General features: G+C 60.9%; 11 protein-coding genes and 1 pseudogene. 2 read left to right on the top strand and 10 right to left on the bottom strand.

Annotated elements, in window-relative coordinates:
* Positions 1–12: 12 nt before the first annotated feature.
* From C8024_RS23665 to C8024_RS23645, 9 genes and pseudogenes are all read right to left on the bottom strand, one after another.
* Entirely contained in the window at positions 13–1,122 is a 1,110-nt protein-coding gene (locus tag C8024_RS23665; protein ID WP_367947389.1) for a PD-(D/E)XK nuclease family protein, read from the bottom strand.
* A gap of 863 nt (positions 1,123–1,985) precedes the next feature.
* The gene (locus C8024_RS23660; RefSeq protein ID WP_367947388.1) at positions 1,986–2,894 is read right to left on the bottom strand and encodes a UvrD-helicase domain-containing protein; all 909 of its coding nucleotides are present in this window, start codon (positions 2,892–2,894) and stop codon (positions 1,986–1,988) included.
* 8 nt (positions 2,895–2,902) lie between these two features.
* Positions 2,903–6,454, bottom strand: a complete 3,552-nt coding sequence (gene addB / locus C8024_RS15710; protein ID WP_367947385.1) for a double-strand break repair protein AddB — start codon at positions 6,452–6,454, stop codon at positions 2,903–2,905.
* Positions 6,447–7,163, bottom strand: coding sequence for a nucleotidyltransferase family protein (locus C8024_RS15705; RefSeq protein WP_173206845.1), 717 nt, complete (start codon positions 7,161–7,163; stop codon positions 6,447–6,449). The genes addB and C8024_RS15705 overlap by 8 nt, the downstream gene beginning before the upstream one ends.
* Positions 7,160–8,145 (bottom strand): annotated as a pseudogene (locus C8024_RS15700) (aminoglycoside phosphotransferase family protein). The gene C8024_RS15705 and the pseudogene C8024_RS15700 overlap by 4 nt, the downstream one beginning before the upstream one ends.
* On the bottom strand, positions 8,142–8,585 hold the full coding sequence (gene tsaE, locus C8024_RS15695; RefSeq protein WP_173207004.1) for a tRNA (adenosine(37)-N6)-threonylcarbamoyltransferase complex ATPase subunit type 1 TsaE: 444 nt from the start codon (positions 8,583–8,585) through the stop codon (positions 8,142–8,144). Before tsaE ends, C8024_RS15700 begins: the two are co-directional and overlap by 4 nt.
* A 7-nt stretch (positions 8,586–8,592) precedes the next feature.
* Entirely contained in the window at positions 8,593–8,784 is a 192-nt protein-coding gene (locus C8024_RS23655; RefSeq protein WP_367947384.1) for a sensor histidine kinase, read from the bottom strand.
* A gap of 26 nt (positions 8,785–8,810) precedes the next feature.
* A complete protein-coding gene (locus tag C8024_RS23650) occupies positions 8,811–9,521 on the bottom strand; it encodes a sensor histidine kinase (protein ID WP_367947383.1) in 711 nt (236 codons plus the stop codon).
* A gap of 80 nt (positions 9,522–9,601) precedes the next feature.
* Positions 9,602–10,942, bottom strand: a complete 1,341-nt coding sequence (locus tag C8024_RS23645) for a PAS-domain containing protein (protein WP_367947382.1) — start codon at positions 10,940–10,942, stop codon at positions 9,602–9,604.
* A gap of 113 nt (positions 10,943–11,055) precedes the next feature.
* Between C8024_RS23645 and moaB the strand changes: the two genes are divergently transcribed.
* Complete coding sequence (gene moaB / locus C8024_RS15685; protein ID WP_173206842.1) at positions 11,056–11,583, top strand: molybdenum cofactor biosynthesis protein B; 528 nt, start codon at positions 11,056–11,058, stop codon at positions 11,581–11,583.
* 48 nt (positions 11,584–11,631) lie between these two features.
* Complete coding sequence (locus C8024_RS15680; RefSeq protein WP_100095020.1) at positions 11,632–12,729, top strand: PA0069 family radical SAM protein; 1,098 nt, start codon at positions 11,632–11,634, stop codon at positions 12,727–12,729.
* Here C8024_RS15680 and C8024_RS15675 read toward each other — a convergent pair.
* Positions 12,726–14,333 (bottom strand): long-chain fatty acid--CoA ligase, encoded by a 1,608-nt coding sequence (locus tag C8024_RS15675; protein WP_173206839.1) that lies wholly within the window; start codon positions 14,331–14,333, stop codon positions 12,726–12,728. The two genes, C8024_RS15680 and C8024_RS15675, sit on opposite strands and share 4 nt — an antisense overlap.
* Positions 14,334–14,353: the final 20 nt, after the last annotated feature.

Below are 14,353 nucleotides of genomic sequence, written 5' to 3'. Positions count from 1 at the left end.
CGGAAAGCTTTTTCATATCGGCTCAAAGCCCGGCTTGTGCCGCTCAATCAGATCCGGGGCCAGTTCCAGCATTTGCGGGCCGTGCGAATAGAGCAGCCCTGCCTTGATCGGACGATCCGGAAAAATCTTTTCCAGCGCGGCGACATAGGCCGCCATCTGGCGCAGATAGGCGACCGGCGCCTGTTCGGCGCTTTCCGGCACCCGGCGACCGGTCTTGAAATCGACGACATAGATCTGGTCATCGGTGATCAGCAAACGGTCGACCGTACCGGAAATAACATGGTCGCCGACAACCGCAGCAATCGGCGCTTCTGCAAGGCTTTCCGGCGCAAAAAGAGCGGACCAGGTCGGGTTGTCCATGACCGCCAGAACCGTTTTGATGATCTCCGAACGGCGCGCCGGATCGGTGATCTGCTTCTGCTTTTCCAGCCAGCGGTCGGCGACATCCATCCTGCGCGCCGGCGCGATATTCGGCAATCGCTGAAACAGGCTGTGCAACAATATCCCGCGTTCGGCAGCGTCACGCATGGTCAGGTCCGGCGGGGGATTGCTGGCATCGTCGGGGCCGAGATGCGAGGGGGTCAAGGGTCGCGGCGGGCGGGATTCTTCCGGAGCAGCCCGGAACAGCCAGTCCGGTGGCGGCAGATGATCCCCTGCCCCGTCAGCAGCCCGTTCGGGGGCTGCCGGTGCAACGGGCCTGTTCCGGCTCTCCGTCCGATATTCCCGCACAGCCTGCCAGTCCGGATCTTCGCGCCATTCGCTGCCCAAGGCCGTCAGACCGCGCTCCATCGCCCCATACCAGCTCAGTTCCGGCACTTCGCCTTTCGCTCTGGGGCCAAGAACGCCAGCCACGACCAGATGTTCTTCCGCCCGGGTCATCGCGACATAAAGCAACCGCCAATGTTCCTCCATCGCGACCTTGTCGGCATAAGCGGCATGTTCGGCCAAAATGCCGACACGCTCTGCCTTGCGGACCGGCACCACCGGATATTCCAGCTCGCGATCGGTCCCCTCGCCCAGTTTGATGCTGAAACCGCCGCTTTTCTTACTCGCCGGGTCAAAGGTCGCATTGGCGAGGATCACTAGCGGCGCCTGCAATCCCTTGGCGCCGTGCACGGTCATCAGCCGCACTTCGTTGCCGCCCTCGACCTGCTCCCGCTTGATCTCTACATCGCCACGGTCGAACCAGTCGAGAAAACCCTGTAAGGTCGGGATATGGTCTCGCTCGAAAGCCAGGGCGGTCGCCAGCAGCTCGTCCAGCGGGTCGACCGCCGCATGGCTGAGGCGGGACAGCAATTTGCGCCGGCCCTGCATCGGGCCGGACAAGATCGTTTCGAGAAATTGGTAAGGCGTGTTGAAATCGGCCATCGCCAGCAATTGCTGCAACGGCTTTATCTGCTCTCCCAGGCCGTCCTGTCTGCGCAGAAATTCCCAAAGACTTTTCTCGCCATGGTCCTTGCCGCGATGACCGCGCGCCAGCAAATCCTCCTGGCTCCAGCCGAGCAGCGGCGACACCAGCAGACTGGCGAGATTGAGATCGTCATTGGGCTGCAGCACGAAGCGGATCGCCGCGAGCAGATCCTGCACAACCAGCGGCTGGTTGAGGCGGATACGATCAATCCCCGCCACCGGAACCTTTTCGGCAAACAGACGGGCAACGATGAGCGCACTGAGCTCGTCGCGCTTGCTCACCAATATCAATATATCCTTGGGTTGCAGCGCCCGTTTTTGCCGTTCCAGCCAAAGCGGGTTTTCCGGCGACAGCCATTGCCTGATCTGCACAGCCAGCTGCTGGGCAAAGACCCTTTTCTCTTCGCTGGCCCAGGATTCCTCGTCCTCATCGTCGGCATCGCTTCTGTTGGCAATCGGTTTCCACAAGGTCACGCTACCGCTCGCATCCTGATAGTTGCTGCGATGTTCAGGGACCCGATGATCGAGCCCCAGTTGTTCGTGGCCGAGCTGTTCCAGCGTCGCATCGACCACTTTCAATATCGGCGGTGAGGAGCGGAAACTGCGGTCCAGCGACAGATCGCCAAACGGCTGTTCCGATGCCTCTGCCAGCGCGAAAAATTCGGTGCGCGCATTGGCATAATTATGCGGGCTGGTACCCTGAAAGCCGAAGATTGCCTGTTTGAAATCGCCCACGGTGAACAATGTCCGGTGCCGCTCGGGCTCCACGCCCATGCCGGCAAAAATTCGCTGGCGAGCGCGCGGACGATATCCCATTGCGCGACATTGGTATCCTGCGCCTCGTCGATCAGGATATGATCGGTACGCTGGTCGAGCTTGTAGCGGATCCATTCTGCCATATCGCTTTTCTGCAACAGCCGGGCGGTCATCCGGATCATATCGTCGAAATCGACCACGCCGTGCAGCTTTTTGGCATCGGCATAGCGATAGTAGAAAGCCTGTCCGGCCTGCAGTGCGCCCGCAAACAGGTCGGCATATTCGAACAGGACCGCTTTTCCGAGAAGGTCGCTGCTCCATTCATACAGCGATCCGGCGATGAAATCATAGTCCGGCAGAGCTTTGAGCAGGCCTTTCGTGGGTTTGGGCGGGGCTCCGGTGGATTTGGTCGCCCAAGCCAGATGAACATCAGGCAAGGCTGCTGCGCGTTCTTGCGGGTTGAGGCTCAGCCAGAGGCGGATCGCGAGCTGCCGCTCCTGTTCCTTCTTGCCGCCGGCTTCCGCCATCGCATCGCGCAACAGGGTGATTGCGCGCAGATCAATGGCTTCATCTGTGCAGCGGCTGGCCAGCCATGACTGGGCATCCCCGTCGACCGGCAGGCCGAGCAGCTGACGGACGAAGGGCAAGATGCCGGTAGGCAGCCCGTCCATGGCTTCGGCCTTGGCGGCGCAAGTCATCAGAAATTGCTCGGTCGCCTCCTCGCCCATCCTCACGCTCAGGCGCTGGATCGCCTCGACAATCTGCGGGCGCCGGCCTGTTCTTCCTCAAGCAGCAAATCGCCCAAGGCCTCGCGCGCCAATATCTTCTGGTCGCGATCCTCGATCGGCTTGAACATCGAGGCGATGCCGGCCTCTTCCGGGAACGACGCGAGCAAGGACTGGCAGAAGCCGTGGATTGTCATGATCCTGAGGCCGCCGCCCTGCGCATCGAGTACGCGGGCAAATAAAGTCCGCGCGCGATCTCTGCTTTCCGGTCCGGTCGACGCGCCGATTGCGGCTAGATCGCTGGCCAGTCTGACATCATCCATCCGCACCCAGGCGGCCAGCTGACGGTTGATCCGCTCCGCCATTTCCGCAGCACCCGCCTTGGTAAAGGTCAGGCAGAGAATATGCTCGGGATCGACTTTTTCGGTAAGCAGCAAGCGGAACACCCGAGCGGTCAGAACCTGGGTCTTGCCGGTCCCGGCCGAAGCGCTCAACCAGATATGGGCATCGGGTTCGACCGCATCGATCTGCCGGTCCTTCAGCGGAAAGATTTTCGGCTTTTCGCTACTCATGGTCCGGAGCCTCCGCCGCGCGCGGCCGTACCATTCTTCGAGCCGCATCAGCTGGTCATAGTCGGCATAGCGGGCATATTCCGGATGCAGCTTGGCGGTCATCGGCTCGCTGCCCTTGAGATAATGATCGGCGGCTTCGTTGAACCGGGCGACGGCATGGTCGACCATCGCGTCCGCCGGGATGATATTCTCGCCGCGCCCTTTTGCGGGGGAGCGGATATAGCCGAATTCGTCGGTGCCGCCCTTTTTCGCCAGCGACCAATATTCGAAAGCAACCGCCTCGCCTTCGATATCCTTGAAGCCGCCCAGTTCGGCGATGGCGGCGAGCAGGCCGAGCTGCAGATTATAGCCCTCGGCCACCGCCTTGTTGCTCGGCGCGCCGCCGGTCTTGTAATCGACAATGGCGATACCGCCATCGGGCATCCGGTCGATGCGGTCGGCGATACCCGACAGTTCGATACCGGCGATCTCGGCCTTGCCGTAAATTTCCGAGGCCAGCGGTTCGCGGCCAGTCTTACGGCCCTCGGCCAGCGTGGCAGCGATCCAGTCCAGCCCTTCGAGCAGGCGCGGCGCCCACAAGCTGCGCATCAGCGGGTGCAGGCCAGGATCGTCCAGGAAAGCCTTCGCCCGCTGGCGCAAAGCCGCCGGCGCATAATCATCCTCTCTCGCCCACTGGTCGAGAATGTCGTGAATGATCGTGCCGCGCCAGGCCGCGCTCGGGTCGGCGTCGATCATGTCGAGGGCGGCAAAGCCCATGATCTTTTTCGCGTAGAAGGAATAAGGATCGGCGATCAGGCTGTCGACCTGGGTCACCGAAATCGGGATAAGGCGCTGTTCCCTGCTCGGCAGCGGCGTTGGACGGACATAGGGCGCGGGTTCGCTTGCCGGCTGGTCGATTGCCGAAAGCCACGCGCGGGCCTGCGGATGTTCCTTCAGATTGTCCCCGCACATGCCCTTCAGCCGGAGCAGGAAACGCGAGGCAATGGCCGGGCCGGAGTCATCGCGGTGGGCGCGGGAGAGAATGACCCTTTTTGCTCCCATTGCGCCGACCAGATCATGAGCTGAGAGGCCGATCTGCCGTTCCTGCGCGGGCAGTCCGAGCGACTTGCGGATCATCGGCGCGAGCCACGGGTCGGGAGTGATCGCTTGCGGCCAGCTGCCTTCGTTAAGGCCGCAGCAGATCACCAGTTCCGACTGTTGAAGTCGCGCTTCTAGCAAACCGTAAAGCGCGATCCGCGGGTGGCCGCCGTAAGGCGGGCGCACGGAGATATCGGCCATCAGGGTCTCGAAATAGCCGGGCAGCTCGTTCGCCTTTATCCGGATCGGTCCCATTTCCGCGCGGGTCTGCAGCTTTGCCAGCAGGTCGGCCAGGTCCCGTCCGCCGGGACCGGCCCAGATCGCGCCCTCGGTCAAATTCTCGGCGAGTTGCCGCAGCTGGTCGAGAAGTTTCGGCCAGTCGAGCGGCGCCGCAAAAAGCGTCGCGATGGGCTCGAACATCGTGCGGGTCGATTTCCACCATGGCGTGATTGCTGCGCGCAATTTCTTCGTCCGGTGATTGTCGGTCCGCAAGAGCGCGTCAATGCCCGCCAGTCCCGGCGCCGGCCGCGGTCCGCGCAGCAACAGGTCGAGCCTGCGGACATGGTCGAGCCACAAAAGCCGCCCTTCGCCGCGCTGCACCAGCGGATGCTTGAGCAGGGCGAGAAATTCCGCGGGCGGAAAACCGTCCGCGACCGCCGACAGCAGGTTCAGGAAGAATACGCCCTCCGGCAGCTTCGCCAGCGGCTGTCCCGCCGTGTCGTCGACCTGGATGTCCCAGCGTTTCAGATGGGCGGATATCCGCGTTGCCAAAGACCGGTCCGGCGTGACAATCGCCACCCGCTGGTCCGGGTCTTCCAGCGCCTCGCGCGCCAGCAGCGCGATGACTTGCGCTTCTTCGGCACTGTTACGCGCCTCGATCGTCTGCACCCCGGCGAGGCTGCGTTCGCTGCTTTCCAGTGTCTGCCAACGCACCGTCAGCTTCGGGATCGCAAAAGCATTGCTCAGCGCCCGGCTACGTTTGGCAGCGGCGCCGCTTTCGCCGGTGCGCGGCCAGCGCAATATTTCACCCCGCGCGATCGACATCCGGTCGAGCAGCAATTTCATATGATATTGCGGATGGGTCTCCTGCGCGCGCTTTATATAGCCGCTGTCCGGATCGGGCTGGAAGGGCCCCAGCATATCCCATTCCTCGTCCGGCATGATCAGGTCGAGGTCGGGCAGGACCACCAGTCCTTGTGGCATGAAGGCTATGGTTTCCAGAAAGCGGGCAATCGCGGGAGCAGACGTGGTGATGCCGGCGGCAACGACAAAATGGTCGGGTGGCGAGGTCTTCCAGCTTTTGGCGATATGGTCGAACAGGGCGTTGCGGCGCACCGCCTGGTCGACCCGCTGCCATTTTTCCAGCTGCTGCCGCCATTTCTCGGCGATGATCAGGAAGAAGCGGTAGGAATCCTGCCAGTGGCTGGATAGGTCGAGGCTCTCCGGCTCCGTCTTCATCAGGTCGGACAGCGAGATTTCCTCGACATTCAGCTGGTCGAGCGTGCTGGCGAACTCGCGCGCCAGCCGCAGCGCGTCCTTGGCCAATATGGCGTCGTCGCGCAGCCGGATTTCCTTCTGGATCAATTGCGCCAGTGTGAGCAGGCGATCCATCGGATCGACAGCTGCCGGAATATCGAGCGCCAGTTCCCCGGAATCGAGCGCGACACCGATGGATTCGTCCAGATCAAGGTCGCCGATCACCGCCATTTGCGGCAATAACAGCCCGTCTTCACTCAGCCGGACAAAAGCTTCCTGCAACGCCCGCTGGGCGCGGTTGTTGGGCAATATGACGAGACCGCGGGCCAGCCCGAAAGCATCCTTGGCAAAACGGTCGATCAGCCCCTGTGCCAGCGCATCGGCGAAGCCGCCGTGCGCGGCGATATTGTAGATCGATGGCCGGCGGCGGTCAGACATGCGCCAGCGCGGCTTCTGTCGGCGCTATCGCTTGCGGCGAGCCAACCTCGAACCACTGGCCTTCGTGAACCGCGCCGAACAGGCGCCCCTCGCCGATGGCGCGCTCCCAGAATATATTGGTGGAAAAAGCGCCTGCGGGCGCATCGCGCAGCAATCGTTTGGAGATCAGCTGGATGCCGGAGTAAATCAACGGCGCTGTCTGGTCCGGAAGCTTGCGCGAAATCCGCTTCTCGTCATCAAGATGGAAATCCCCGTCGCCCTGATAATTGTGAGCGGCTTCCCGCTCAATCAGCAACAGCAGCGCGTCCATCCTGTCCTCGTCCCATATTTCTGCCAACTGCATCAGGCTGTTGGCGGGACCATCGGTCCAGAGATTGTCGCTGTTGATGCAGTAGAAAATATCTTCGGCGATCAGCGGCTCGGCCTGCACCAGTCCGCCGCCGGTTTCCAGCAACTGCACCCGCTCGTCGGACACCTGAATATCGATCGGATAGGGCAAGGCGGCCAGATGCGCTTCCATCATATCGGCGAGATAGTGAACATTGACGACAGCCTTGCCGATTCCGGCTTCTACGAGCTTCTCGAAACAATGATCGATCATTGCCTTGCCGGCGACTTCGACCAAGGGCTTGGGCCGCGTGTCGGTAAGCGGCCGCATGCGCGTGCCCAGCCCGGCCGCCATGACCATCGCGGTGTCGACCTTGGTCATTTGGCTTCTTTCGAGCCAGCCATCGGTCGGCTGCGAACGGCAATCGGGATATTCTGGTCAAACCAATTCGCGACAGGTGCAAGCGCAGGATGCCGCAGGTCCTTCTCCAGCAAGCGCCACATTCGCGGCAGGAAATCGAGATAGCGTGCCTTTCCATCCCGCATGCAAAGACGAGTGAAGATGCCGATAATCTTGGTGTTTCGCTGTGCGCCGAGGATGGCATAATGGCTTCGAAATTGCTCTGCCGCGTCCTGATCATGGTCGGACAGATAATAGGCCAACATATCCTCTTCCAACGCGTCAGGCACATCGCGACGGGCGTCCTGCAGCATCGACACCAGATCATAGGCAGGATGCCCCATCAGCGCGTCCTGAAAGTCGAGCAGGCCAAGCCGCCCGTCTTCCAGCAGCATGATATTCTCGGCATGATAGTCCCGCATCACCGTGACCGGCGGCCTCTGGGCCGCGATCACGGGCGTGAGAATTTGCCCCCAGATGGCCTCGAAGCCTTCTGTATCGACATCCAGCTGCTGTGCCGGGCAATACCATTCTGTCAGCAAATTCACTTCGCGCAAATATTGCGCCTCGTCATAGGGCGGCAGCGCCGCTGCCGGTGCTTGTGCAGGTCTCGCAGCAGATCAATCACCCGGCGATAGATTGCGTCCTCGTCCTCCGGATGATCGTCGAGATGCTCGCGCATCCGCTGGTCGCCGAAATCCTCCAGCAGCACCAGTCCCTGATCGAGATCGCGGGCGAAGATTGCGGGCGCTGCAAAGCCGGCGCCGACCAGATACTCGGCAATATCGATAAACGGCTTCGGGTCTTCGTGCGGCGGCGGTGCATCCATCAATATCGCAACCCGCTCACCATCTTGGACACGGAAATAACGCCGGAAGGACGCATCTCCGGCGACCGGTGAAATATGGGCATCATTCCACCCGTTCTGCTGCAAAAATTCTACCGCTGCTGGCGGCGGTTTCATGTCAATGGCCATCGATCGTTCCAAGCGTCACCGGCGGTCCAAGTCAACCGGCGATTGCCCTCCCCGGTAATTTCCAGATGAAGATTAAGTGCATCGGTCCAGAAACTGTCCGGCATTCGGTCCGGCCATTCGACGATCATGGCGCCGTCGATCAGCGCTTCCTCCAGACCGAGTTCGGGAATCTCCTCCGGATCTTCAATCCGGTACAGATCGACATGGGCGACCGGGATTCGGGTTTCCGGCGGTTCATAGGGCTGAACAATCGCAAAGGTCGGACTGGGCACTTCGGCGCCATAGCCCAGTCCTTCCAAAATGCCTCTCGCCAATGTCGTCTTTCCGGCGCCGAGCGTGCCGCGCAGCGCGATCTTGTCACCCGCACGCAATAGCGCGCCCAGTTTCCGACCGACATCCAGGGTGGCTTGCTCGCTTTGCAAGATCATCATGCTGTCATTGCCTCGGCAGATGCAGGGTGACCAGCGTCCCCTGCCCCGGTTCGGAGGTCAGCGTCAGATCGCCACCATGGGCGCGGACCAGTTGGCGCGCCAGCGGCAGGCCGAGACCACCCGATTTCTCGTTGGCTTTCTGATCCCGCGAACGGGCGAAACTGTCGAATACCTTCGACTGCTCGCCAGCGGTCATGCCGGGCCCATTGTCGGAGATATGGATCAGGCCTGTTTCACATTGCCGGATCCATGGATGAGCAGCCGCCCGCCTTCATCGGTATATTTGATCGCATTGTCGACGATCTGCGAAATGGCCTGCGTGAGCCGCTTCTTGTCCGCCATCGCCGAGCCAAGCTTCTCATCCAGTTGCAACTCCACCCCGATCGCCTTGGCGGAAGCATCGTCGGCGAAATGGCTCGCGATATCCTCGATCAGCCTCTTCAGATTGACCTTTTCCTTGGCGATCGGCAGCGCGCCGGCTTCGCTCTGGCTGAGGTCGAGAACATTTTCGATCTGGTTGCCCAACCGTTTGACCGACTGCAGGATCGCACGGACATATTCGTGGCCCTGATCGGTCAGCGGCCCGGCAATGCCCTGATCCAGTAGCTCGGCAAAACCGCCGATGGAGGTCAACGGAGTCCGGAATTCATAGCTCATGTTGGACAGGAAGCTGCCCTTGATCGAATCCGCTTCGACCAGCGCTTCGTTGCGTTCGCGCAGCGCCTGCTCGATCCGGTAGCTGTCCGAAATGTCGAGCATGGTGAACAATGCATTGCCGTCGGGCAATGGAATGGCGGCAAATTCAAACCGTCGGCCATCGGCAAAGTTGAGCCGGCCGCCTTTCTGCTGTCGCTCGGTCGTGGCGCTGCGCACCATTTCGCGCACTTCCGAAATGCGGGCGGGCTGCTTCAACTGACCTGCCATTTTCTGCATCAGCGAGTCGACACGCGGATGCTTGCCAAGGTCGGTTTCGTCGAGCCCCCAATTATTGGCAAATTGGTGGTTCCAGATGTTCAGCTTGCCGTCGGCGGCAAAACCGCGAGCGATTCAAACAGATTGTCGAAAGTGGCGGTCCGCACCCTCAGCAAAGTATCGCGGGCGCTCGCCAGCTGGACCTGTTCGGTGCGATCTTCGAAAATGACCAGCAACCCGCCGTCCGGAGTCGGATTGGCCAGCACCCTGAGATGGGTACCATCGGCCAGCAGCCAGTTTTCCTCCATCGCCCTGGTGGACTGGAACCAACCGGTCCGTTCCTCGCGCCATTCCGGGAAATCGCGGACTTCGGGAATGCGGTTCATCTCCCGCATGCGGTCCAGTACGCGCGGAAATTCGGGCCGTTCCGCTATCCATTGCTGGCGCATGGAGAAAATCCGCTGGAACGGAAGATTGCAGAATTTCAGAGATTTGTCCGCGCCGAACTGGGCCACGCCGGCGGAAATCCGGTCGAGCATGTCGCGCTGTGATTCACCAAAACGCCGCTGTTCCCGGCGCGCATCTTCCAGATCCTGAATGTCGATCGCATAGCCGGCGATCCCCGATTTGCCGAGCGGCACATCAACCACCTGGGTCATCCGCCGTTCGCCGCCCACGGTTGTCGCAACGACCCGTTCAAGCGGTTCGCCCCTGTCCCGCGCCCGGGCCGCTGCATCGACCGGACTGAAATCGTCGACCGGTTCGACCAGCTCGACGCCATTCGCAATGACCTGCTCGCCATTCTCGGCATCGACGGCGGCGACATAGGCGCTGTTGACCAGTGTCAGCCGCAGGTCGGGCGAGCGGTGCCACATCGGCACCGGTGCCGCCTCGATCAGGGCGGAAAGCGCGTCAAATGCCGCACGCGCGGCCTCGTTTTCATCGCGCAGCTTGGCGATCTCGCCCTCGCTGTCCGTGGCGTCGAAAATCCACAGGAGGGCGCTGCCGTTGGGCGCGATTTTCTGATCCGCAAGCCCGCCGCGGATCAGCAGCGCCTTGTCGGAACCGCGCACCTTGATCGCCCGAACGAAGCTGCTGCCGGTTTTCTGCGCGAGATTGACATCCTGCATCAGCGCTTCGAGATCCTGCCGGATCATCCCGCGGGATTCCTCGGATAATTCCGAAATATGGGCCGGCAAATGATCAAAGCCGAGCCAGTGCATCAGCCTTTGCGAGGCCTCCAGCTTGCCATCGGAACGAACCAGCAACGGCAGGGCCGGAGATGTTTCGAGCAACCGTCCCAGCCTGCCGGACTGTCGCAAGGTCGATTCCGCCTTGCTCTTCATCGCCAGACCGGTCCAGATCGCCCAAGCCGCCACGCCCAGCCAGGCAGCAAGTATGAGGCCCAATATGACAGCCGTGAGATCAGGGACGTTGGACATTGACTATTCCGATTAGACGGATAGTTAACCTACGAAAACCCCTATTCTTTATGACTTGGAAATGCGCCACAGACTAAGCTATCTGCGGGGTCGCACCAAAGTGGAGAGCAGCCATGCCCATCGACGAAAGCCGGACCTTCAAACCGATCAATATTGCGTTGCTGACCGTGTCCGATACCCGCACCCCGAAAGAAGACACGTCGGGCGACATCTTGGCCGAACGGATCGAGAGCAAGGGCCATGTCCTGCTCTACCGCAATCTGCTTAGAGACGACAAGTCCATCCTCATGGCCCAGCTTCACCAATGGATTGACGACGAGCAGGTCGATGTCATCATCACCACCGGCGGCACCGGCCTGACCGGGCGCGATATCACGCCGGAAGCGCTGAATGCGGTCAAGGACAAGGATATTCCCGGCTTCGGGGAACTGTTCCGCTATCTGAGCATCGCCAAGATCGGTACTTCGACCGTGCAATCGCGCGCCTGCGCCGTGGTGGCACGCGGCACCTATATCTTCGCCCTGCCCGGATCCAACGGCGCGGTTAAAGATGGCTGGGACGGCATTCTCGATACCCAGCTCGACAGCCGCCACCGGCCCTGCAATTTTGTCGAACTGATCCCCAGGCTGCTTGAAAAATAGCGCATAAATCCATTTGTTCTTACTATGTTCTCATAGTATGGTGAGCGCATGGTCGACAAGAGCAGGATATTGCATCAGGTCCAGAAGGGCAGAGGCGCGCCGAGCAACGGGGTCTCGCAACGATTCAATCTACTAGACCGGGAGACGGACGGCGACTGGCTGGACGAGCGAGAGCGTATCGGAGACAGCGCCGCTAGGCTGAGGACGGACGTCACCGTCGAATTTCCCAAATCGATCATCAGTTACAACAGCTCGCCCGACCTGCCGTTCGATCGTTCGATCAACGCCTATCGCGGCTGCGAACATGGCTGCGTCTATTGCTATGCCCGGCCGACGCATGCCTATCACGATCTGTCCCCCGGTCTCGATTTCGAGAGCAAGCTGTTTGCCAAACCGAACGCCGCCGAGCTGCTCCGCCAGACATTTGCCAAACCCGCCTACCGGCCGGCCAGCCTCGCCATCGGCACCAATACCGATCCCTACCAGCCGATCGAGAAACGCTACCGGATCACCCGGCAGATATTGGAAGTCATGCTGGAAACGCACCATCCGGTGGTAATCACTACAAAATCCAATCGCGTGGTCGAGGATATCGACCTGCTAACCCGGCTGGCGGCCAAGCAGCTTACGGCGGTGGCTATTTCCATCACCTCGCTCGACCCGCAGACGGCGCGCCTGCTGGAACCCAGAGCGCCCGCTCCCGCGCGCAGGCTGGAGGCGGTGCGGGCGCTCAGCGCCGCCGGCATATATGCGCATGTCAATATCGCGCCGGTCGTCCCGGGGATCACCGATCACGAGATTGAAGCGATTGTCGCGGCGGCAGCGGATTGTGGCGCCAGGAGCATCTCCTTCATTCCCATGCGTCTGCCCCATGAAGTCGCGCCCCTGTTCGAGCAATGGCTCGAAAGCCATTATCCGGAGCGCAAGGCCAAGGTGATGAGCATCGTCCGGCAGATCCGCGGCGGCAAGCGCAACGATCCCGATTTCCACAGCCGCATGCGGGGTCAGGGACCATGGGCCGACCTGATCCGCACCCGCATAGGCATCGCGTCGCGCAAGGCCGGGATCGGCAAGGCGAAGCTCAAACTCAGAACCGATCTGTTCCGGCGCCCGGTGATCAAGGGCAGCCAGATGGAACTATTCTAGGCGTCCGCCAGACTTTTCAGCTTATAGTCCTTATATTCCTCGCGCAGCGACCGTTTGAGGATTTTCCCGGTGGCGGTGTGCGGCACCTCGGCGACGAATTTCACTTCGTCCGGCAGCCACCATTTGGCGACCTTGTCGCCGAGATAGTCGATGATCTCGTCTTCCGACACCTCGCTACCGGGCTTGCGCACGACCAGCAGCAGAGGCCGCTCGTCCCATTTCGGATGATAGACGCCGACCGCTGCCGCTTCGGCAACACCGGGACAGCCAACCGCGGCATTTTCCAGTTCGATCGAGCTGATCCACTCGCCACCCGACTTGATCACATCCTTGGCCCGGTCGGTAATCTGCATCGTGCCATCAGGGTGCAGCACCGCGACATCGCCGGTGTCGAACCAGCCGTCGTCCTCGACCGCATCCTCGTCGGCGCGATAATAGCGCTGGATGATCCATGGTCCGCGGATTTCGAGGGTGCCGCTAGTTTTACCGTCGCGCGGGGCGACATTGCCCTCCTCGTCGATCACTCGCAGCTCGACACCGAATGGCGGCCGGCCCTGCTTGCAGATGACATCCACCTGCTCGTCAAAGCTCAGCGCGTCCCAGTTGGCGGGAAGCGAACCGGCGGTGCCGATCGGAGATGTCTCGGTCATGCCCCAGGCATGGGCGACACGGATGCCGTTTTTCATCAGGCGCTCGATCATCGAACGCGGACAGGCGGAACCGCCGATCACGACGACGCCCAATTTCCCGTAATCGCCACCATTTTCATCCATATCGGCGAACATCGAAAGCCATACGGTCGGGACGCCGGCACTGTGGGTCACGCCCTCGTCACGGATCAATTTCCACAGGACATGTGCCTCGTTGCTGGCCGAAAACACCATTTTGGCGCCGACCGCCGCACAAGCAAAGGGCAGTCCCCAGGCATTGGCGTGGAACATCGGCACAACCGGCAGCATCACCGAACGGGTCGCCAGATCCATCACATCGGGTTGGACTTCGGTGATCGCGTGGATGACGTTCGAGCGATGCTCGTAGAGCACGCCCTTCGGATTGCCGGTGGTACCGCTGGTATAGCAGAGACCGCACGGATCATTTTCATCGACATCGACCCAGTCGAAATTGCCGTCTTCCGCATCGACCAGCTCGCGAAAGGTCGGATAATCGCCCTTCTCGCCGTCAAACTGGATATAATGTTCAACCGTTTTCAGCTGCGGCTTGAGCATTTCGACAATCGGCGCGAACATTTTGTCGAACAGCAGCACCCGGTCTTCGGCATGGTTGATGATATAGACCAGTTGCTCTTCGAACAGGCGCGGATTGACCGTGTGAAGGATGCCGCCGATACCGGCCGAACCGTACCAGCTGATCAGGTGGTGCGCATGGTTCATCGCGATGGTCGCGATCCGGTCGCCCTTGTTCATGCCAAGCCGTTGCAAGGCTTGCGAGAATTTCCGTGATTCCAGCCCGATCTCGGCCCAGTTGCTGCGGCTGATGCTGCCATCGGCCCAATAGCTTACAATCTCGCGATCGCCATGCTCTCTCGCAGCGTGATCGATCAAATTTGTAATCTTGAGCGAACTCGCTTGCATCGCACCGGCCATATCATCTCTCCAAACAGTTT

Source organism: Sphingopyxis sp. BSNA05 (assembly GCF_013265645.1).
Classification (GTDB): Bacteria; Pseudomonadota; Alphaproteobacteria; order Sphingomonadales; family Sphingomonadaceae; genus Parasphingorhabdus.
The sequence above is the reverse complement of the archived record's forward strand: the minus strand, read 5'-3'. Positions and strand labels throughout refer to the sequence as shown.

Coding starts and splice junctions, on each gene's coding strand:
- addB (WP_367947385.1), bottom strand. CDS start 6,454: ATGTCTGACCGCCGCCGGCCATCGATCTACAATATCGCCGCGCACGGC.
- C8024_RS15705 (WP_173206845.1), bottom strand. CDS start 7,163: ATGACCAAGGTCGACACCGCGATGGTCATGGCGGCCGGGCTGGGCACG.
- C8024_RS15675 (WP_173206839.1), bottom strand. CDS start 14,333: ATGGCCGGTGCGATGCAAGCGAGTTCGCTCAAGATTACAAATTTGATC.
- C8024_RS23650 (WP_367947383.1), bottom strand. CDS start 9,521: ATGCAGAAAATGGCAGGTCAGTTGAAGCAGCCCGCCCGCATTTCGGAA.
- C8024_RS23665 (WP_367947389.1), bottom strand. CDS start 1,122: ATGACCGTGCACGGCGCCAAGGGATTGCAGGCGCCGCTAGTGATCCTC.
- C8024_RS15680 (WP_100095020.1), top strand. CDS start 11,632: ATGGTCGACAAGAGCAGGATATTGCATCAGGTCCAGAAGGGCAGAGGC.
- tsaE (WP_173207004.1), bottom strand. CDS start 8,585: ATGATCTTGCAAAGCGAGCAAGCCACCCTGGATGTCGGTCGGAAACTG.
- moaB (WP_173206842.1), top strand. CDS start 11,056: ATGCCCATCGACGAAAGCCGGACCTTCAAACCGATCAATATTGCGTTG.
- C8024_RS23655 (WP_367947384.1), bottom strand. CDS start 8,784: ATGACCGCTGGCGAGCAGTCGAAGGTATTCGACAGTTTCGCCCGTTCG.
- C8024_RS23660 (WP_367947388.1), bottom strand. CDS start 2,894: ATGGGCGAGGAGGCGACCGAGCAATTTCTGATGACTTGCGCCGCCAAG.
- C8024_RS23645 (WP_367947382.1), bottom strand. CDS start 10,942: ATGTCCAACGTCCCTGATCTCACGGCTGTCATATTGGGCCTCATACTT.